The organism is Luteibacter sp. P4_D7_3 (genome assembly GCF_056401735.1).
Genome location: NZ_JBFUIT010000465.1, coordinates 1 through 2284 on the forward strand (window position 1 = coordinate 1; position 2284 = coordinate 2284).

Sequence of the window (2284 nt, forward strand, 5' to 3'; positions counted from 1 at the left end):
CCGCAAAGGTCGTTCCACGCAGAGCAGCGCCGGCCCCGGTTGCCCAGGCGGCGCCTGTGAGCACGTTGAAGCTTGCCGAGTTGGTCGAACGGGTATCGCGAGGGAGTGACAGCGAGGCTAAGGCGATGCTCGTCGCGTTACTGGACAACCCATCGGTATCGGCCATCGTGGGTCCGGTGGACGCATTGGGGATGCGCGCGAAGCTGCGCTCCTAAGGCAGCGCTGCTTCGGTGGGTAAGCCAGTTCACCCCGACCGCCGTCCAGATGGGATACGGCGGTGTACCGAGTCGCCGTCGACGCCTTCCGGCATCTCGCCGAGGGCCTTCTGCAAGCGCGGTAACTATGGCTCTTGGTAGATAGCGACGGTAACCGGTGCGGGCTTAAAGTCGGACTTCCCCGCCACGCCACGGAGACTCCGCATGGTTACGTATTCGGTCCGCTGCACGGACCAGAGCGCGCACGATTGCTTCAAGACCGTCGAGGTGGATATCGGCATTCCCGACCTGACGCCCGATCAACTGGCCAGCATCTTCGATGGTGGTCGCGCCGCCGTGGCGTCGCATCAGCTGGAGAGGGCTGATGAAACCTATCGACGCCAGGGTGAGGGCCCTGGCGTCGACAAGACGCACTACGTGAAAGTCGAACTTGACTCCACGACGTGCGCGGCCTGCCTCAAGGACCGAAGTACCGAAATCCCTGAGTTCGTTCCTGTTAAATAGCCACGCGGAACTGCACGTACGTCGTCCGCGGCGCGCCGACCATGCGTCCGGCGTTGCCGTCGACATTGCGCGTATAGAAACGCTTGTCGGCCAGGTTGTTCACGCCGGCATCGATGCTGCTGCCTTTCCATGCCGGAATCTGCCAGCTCACCTGCGCATTCCACAGGCGGAAGCCCGGGATACGACCGACGCGCGCATCCGGCGTCTCCTGGACGGTGTTGGCCGTATCGGCGAACTGACCGCTCTGGTGAGTGCTGGACAGGTTGAAGGTCCATAGACCTACCTGGTACTTCGCGCCCGCGGTGTCGGTGCGACGGGAGTAAAACGGTACATCGAGGCCTGCGGTGGTGCCCGATTCCTGGATCGCCTTCGTATAGGTGAAGTTCGCGTACAGGTCGAGGCCGTGCAGTGCCGACTGCTCCGCGAACTGATAGTCGATCGCCGACTCCAGGCCCTTGTGGTTGGTCGCGCCGATGTTCTGGAAGGTCGGCGGCTGGACGCCCGGCACCTGCAGGATCTGGTTGTCGAAGCGCATCTTGAACACGGTCAGTTCCGCGTGCAGCTGCGGTCCCTGCCAGCGCGCACCCAGTTCGGCGGTGCGCGCGAGTTCCGGCTTCAACGGGTTGGTCGCGGACTGCGAATTGAGCTGGATGTTCTGCACCGGACCGAATGAAGTGCCGTAGTCGGTGAACAGCGTCAGGTCGCGCGTAAGCAGGTACGAGATGTTGAGCGACGGCAACGGCTTGTTGTTCAAGCTGCTGTACTGCTGGCCCAGCGTCGTGTCGACACGGTCGGAATCGATGTGCTCGAAGCGGACGCCCGGCGTGATGCGCCACTTGCCGATGGCGATACGGTCGTCGATATAGGCCGCGTTGGCATCCGTGGAATTATCGAAGCGGGTGGGTGCAGTGAGCTTGCCGGTGGCCGTGCTGAGGTTGTAGCTGCCGTCGTCGCCGCGCTCGCGAAGGTAACGGTAGCCCACCGTCACGTCGTTGGTCGTCGGCCCCAGATCGAAGCGCTGGGTGTAGCGCGGTTCGATGCCGAACACTTTGTAGTTGCGGGGCTGGACGGCCAGCTGGGTGCCCGTCGTGTTGATAAGGGTGCTGCTGCGATAGCTCTCGTTATCGTACACGCGCACCTCGACTTCGCTGTCGTCGGACAACGTGTTGATGTAGCCAACGTCCGCGGCCTTACGGTGGCCCGTCCAGAAGTCGGTGGGGCGTGTGTTCTGGAACGGGTCGGCGTCGTACTGGGCGACGGTCAGGCCGCCGGGTGTGCGCGACTTCACGTCGTAGTAGGAGAGCTTGCCGTACACCTCGGCGGTCGGGCTCACCGGATAACGGAACTTCAGGGCAACGTCGTTGACCTTCTCATCGCTGCCGCGACGCCAGTCCGTGCCCGTCATGCCGGAGTAGAGCAGGGCGAGTCCCAGCCCGTTATTCATCGTGGCACCGAGGAAGGTGCTGTACTGCTGGTTGCTGCCGCCACCCTTGCCGTAGGCGTTTTCGCGAACGGTGACGTCACCGCTGAGGTCGGGGGTGGTCGGGATGGCGCGCGTATTGAAG

The 2284-nt window shown here is 63.3% G+C and carries 3 protein-coding genes; 2 read left to right on the top strand and 1 reads right to left on the bottom strand.

What is annotated here, in order from left to right; translation table 11 throughout:
• Nucleotides 1–215, top strand: a 215-nt coding sequence (locus AC1DSN_RS21570) for a hypothetical protein (RefSeq protein WP_477332793.1), incomplete at its 5' end; no start/stop codon positions are given.
• Nucleotides 216–419: 204 nt separating this feature from the next.
• Nucleotides 420–719, top strand: coding sequence for a hypothetical protein (locus AC1DSN_RS21575; protein ID WP_477294168.1), 300 nt, complete (start codon nt 420–422; stop codon nt 717–719).
• Here the strand turns inward: AC1DSN_RS21575 and AC1DSN_RS21580 are convergent.
• The coding region (locus AC1DSN_RS21580) for a TonB-dependent receptor family protein (protein WP_477332795.1) at nt 712–2284 on the bottom strand (1573 nt) is incomplete at its 5' end. The two genes, AC1DSN_RS21575 and AC1DSN_RS21580, sit on opposite strands and share 8 nt — an antisense overlap.